This is a genomic window from Bacillus sanguinis, from assembly GCF_018332475.1.
GTDB lineage: Bacteria > Bacillota > Bacilli > Bacillales > Bacillaceae_G > Bacillus_A > Bacillus_A sanguinis.
The window spans coordinates 1-3605 of record NZ_BOQB01000344.1 but is presented as its reverse complement, the minus strand read 5'-3'; the positions used below and the strand labels follow the sequence as shown (position 1 = coordinate 3605).

The following is a 3605-nucleotide window of genomic DNA, read 5'->3' as shown; positions in this document are numbered from 1 at the left end:
ATCCGATACTAAATATAAAAGTTCTTCTTTCTTTATTTCAATTACTTTTTCCAATTTCACTAATTCCATGTCGTTTTACTTCTCTCTCCAATACTAAAATGTATGTATTTTAGTATAGCCTATTTACATAATTAGTAAAAGTAAAACACGTATGTAAAATCTTACAAATATAAAAATAATATACTATCAACAAAGAAATTTTAAATTTCCCCCCGTTATATTGATATTAGACTCCATTACGTATTAATAATAAATCGAAATTTCTCTACTGTTATATCTTTATATTTTGGAGCCCTCTTAATATGATCAAAGTAACTATATGAGAATTTAAAGACATGTCCGAAATCCCAATCAAATGCACTATGGTCTTTTAGCCAAAATTGTTTTTCTGTTGGTAATACATGAGCACGTTTAGATTCGATTAAAGGTAAACGATCTATAGGTGAGTGCAAATTTATTTCAGTATTCGGCATAAGATTTTGACTAGCACGTAACACGTATACTAGCTTTAACAGTGGTCGTATCCCTCGATGAAATATATCTCTATGCCCCAAGTCATACATAATATTAATTGCATGAGAAAAAGTAAGTAAATGACCAATTAAATCATGGTGTGCTTCCGCTCTATAAATAATATTAAATTGCGAGAGCTCTTTTAAAATAAACTTCGATAATAGTTTCGGATTTCTTAATTCACTTTCTATCTCTTCTTTTATATTTAATTGTTTTACTTCCTTCGTCGTAAAACCAATCCACGATCTGCCTGGAATTGTTTTTCGAAATGATAATATAAGATTAGTAATCCCTTCAATCTCTTGATTATCTCCCCATTTTTTTAACTCTTTTATAGCTAATAAACTTAATGCAGCATAAATGACATTATGCCCCACCCAATGAAGTTCATCAATTGTTTGTTCCAATGATTTTATAATCATTCTTTCAGCGATTTTAAAATCAATTTCTTCTTTTTGGGCGATGCTGTCACCTAAGTTATGCTTGCTTAACATTATTTTCGTTTGAGAATACATACTACGTGTTATTTGTTCTTCCATATTATTATCTTTCATGAAAAAATAACTAGCAATAGCAGCTGCTCCGAAATGTGCATGCCAAATATCATTTGTTTCTTTTTTACATTGAGAAATAATTGAAAGACCATCTCTTAAAACAGTTTTATTTTCCATCTTTTTATCCCCCATGATAAAAATCGCTTTATACTCATCCTAAAGATGGCGTCAATACGAATAAAATGTGATTCGATTCATCACTTTTATTCAAAAAACGATGCTTCACATTTGGCGGAATACGTACAACATCACCTTCTTCTAAAAAATATTCTTTTCCTTCTAACTCCACATACACTTCTCCTTTCATGACAACAGCAATTTCTTCTTTATCTTCATGTGAATAGTGACTTTCTGTTGTATTTGCTTGTTTATTTAAGTCCATCATTAACATTTCAATACGCGCTTTCATGAAATCGGGTGTTAATACATCATATACAATGTGATCATTGTTTTCCCGATATACTTTCTTTCTATCTTTCTTCTTAGAAATGAGTGAATCTGTATCAATCTCATTAATAAACAGTGTAAATAGCGGTACATTTAATGCTTTCGCTATTAATTCCAATACATTTAACGAAGGATTCCCATGCCCTCGTTCAATTTGACTAATTAATGAAGTACTAATCCCTGCATAATCAGCAAATTCGCGAATTGTCATCTTATTTTTCTTACGATAACTTAATACAGTTTGTCCGAGTCTATCATGTATCATAGTAAAAACTTCCTTTCGTCCATCATATTGCATCATTCGTTGTTTTTGTGCTGACATACTAAACAAAGGCAAATAATCCTTTCCTATTATCTCCGGGACTTATATACTTACCTTTGTATATTATATCGCATTTAGTTTATTATATTAAACATTCTATCGGAGGAACAAACTATGAAATCACCTATTCATTCATATTTCATCTTATTTTTCGGCGTATTCGCCTTATCAACTTCAGCAATTTTTGTAAAATTAGCCGATGCTCCTGCGGCTATCATTGCCTTTTATCGATTATTATTTGCTGCACTAATTCTGTTACCCTTGTTACTTTTTAATAAAAATAATCGAAACGAGATAAAAACAGTAACAAGAAGACAATGGGGATTCGGATTCATATCTGGATTATTTTTAGCAGCACATTATGTACTTTGGTTTGAATCATTACATTATACTTCTGTAGCAAGCTCTACAGTTATCGTAACGTTACAACCTTTGTTCTCAATGATTGGTGGTTATTTTTTATTTAAGGAAAGATTTACGAAAGGAGCGATTATTGGTTGCCTCATCGCTATTTCAGGAAGTATCGTTATCGGATGGCAAGACTTCCAAATTAGTGGCGAAGCTTTATACGGAGATATTTTAGCGTTTATTGCGGCCGGAATTATTACCGCATACTTTTTCATTAGCCAACATGTTCGTAAAGACCTATCACTTATACCGTATTCAGTAATTAGTTATGGAAGTAGTGCCTGTTTTCTTGGTATATTTGCTTACATGAAACACGAATCTTTTATCCACTACTCTACACAAACTTGGCTCTGCTTGATTGGTTTAGCGTTTATTGCTACGATTTTAGGTCAAACAATATTCAATTGGTTATTAAAATGGATGAGTGCTACCGTAATTTCTATGAGTATTTTAGGAGAAACAATTGGAACTTGTATACTAGCCTACTTTATATTAAATGAGACTATTTCTTTACAACAAGGACTAGGCATTACAGTTATTTTTATTGGCTTAGCACTATTTTTAATGCAACCAAAACTGCCTAACAACAACTAACAAATAAAAAGCATGACAGTATAATGTCATGCTTTTCACTATCCATTATGTATGATTAAACCATTAGGTCTAAAACGACTCATCATAATTTCATTAATAAACTTTCCGTTAGCCTTCAAATTTCCTACCTTTACTCCCTCTTCTACAAACCCAAATTTTTCATATAGCGTTTTCGCTTTCGGATTCGTTTCTAAAACACCTAGTTCCACTCGCTCTAACATTAACCAATTATCAGCCAAATCAAGCATTTTTGTAAGAAGAGCTTTTCCAATGCCTTTATTATGATATTCACTATCTACCCCGATAAACAATTCACCCGAATGAGATCTACGTCCAGGACTTTGGGTTAACCCAACAAATCCAACAACTTCCCTATCATACTCTGCAACAAATTCAAATTGATTTGGTGCTAAATTTTGAATTCTATTTTCCATTGCATCTACACGCATGCTAGGCAAGAAAACCATATAAGGTAAAACGTCATCTTGTATACATATACGGTGAATCGCTCTAGCATCTTGTATTTCTACCGCTCTTACTTTGATCGCCATTTTTTCTTCCCTCCATATTCTTTACAATACATATTCTTCATTCTAGCCTCCTGCGTGAAACCCCTTCTCTCCTTTATTTCTTTATATTATTTTTACATAATTATTGCGCGAAACATTAGATTTACGAACAAGTTTATCTATACCATTACAGGTTAACTTTTTCTTTATTATATAACTCAAGTAAATTTTCAATTGGAATACCATTTATTTTCATAC

The 3605-nt window shown here is 31.8% G+C and carries 4 protein-coding genes and 1 pseudogene; 1 reads left to right on the top strand and 4 read right to left on the bottom strand.

The features are described from left to right. The 3 genes and pseudogenes from KI369_RS25655 to KI369_RS25645 form a co-directional block, all read right to left on the bottom strand. A pseudogene (locus KI369_RS25655) lies at window positions 1-69 on the bottom strand (aspartyl-phosphate phosphatase Spo0E family protein); the annotation flags it as partial. A 167-nt stretch (window positions 70-236) separates the two neighbouring features. Continuing rightward, a complete protein-coding gene (locus tag KI369_RS25650; protein ID WP_212958202.1) occupies window positions 237-1184 on the bottom strand; it encodes a hypothetical protein in 948 nt (315 codons plus the stop codon). Between the two features lie 34 nt (window positions 1185-1218). Further along, entirely contained in the window at window positions 1219-1779 is a 561-nt protein-coding gene (locus KI369_RS25645; RefSeq protein WP_212958200.1) for a helix-turn-helix domain-containing protein, read from the bottom strand. A 171-nt stretch (window positions 1780-1950) separates the two neighbouring features. On the opposite strand from KI369_RS25645, the gene KI369_RS25640 reads away from it, so the two are divergent. Continuing rightward, complete coding sequence (locus KI369_RS25640; RefSeq protein ID WP_212958198.1) at window positions 1951-2838, top strand: DMT family transporter; 888 nt, start codon at window positions 1951-1953, stop codon at window positions 2836-2838. A 38-nt stretch (window positions 2839-2876) separates the two neighbouring features. Here the strand turns inward: KI369_RS25640 and KI369_RS25635 are convergent, their stop codons facing one another. Then, a complete protein-coding gene (locus KI369_RS25635; RefSeq protein WP_212958196.1) occupies window positions 2877-3389 on the bottom strand; it encodes a GNAT family N-acetyltransferase in 513 nt (170 codons plus the stop codon). Window positions 3390-3605: the final 216 nt, after the last annotated feature.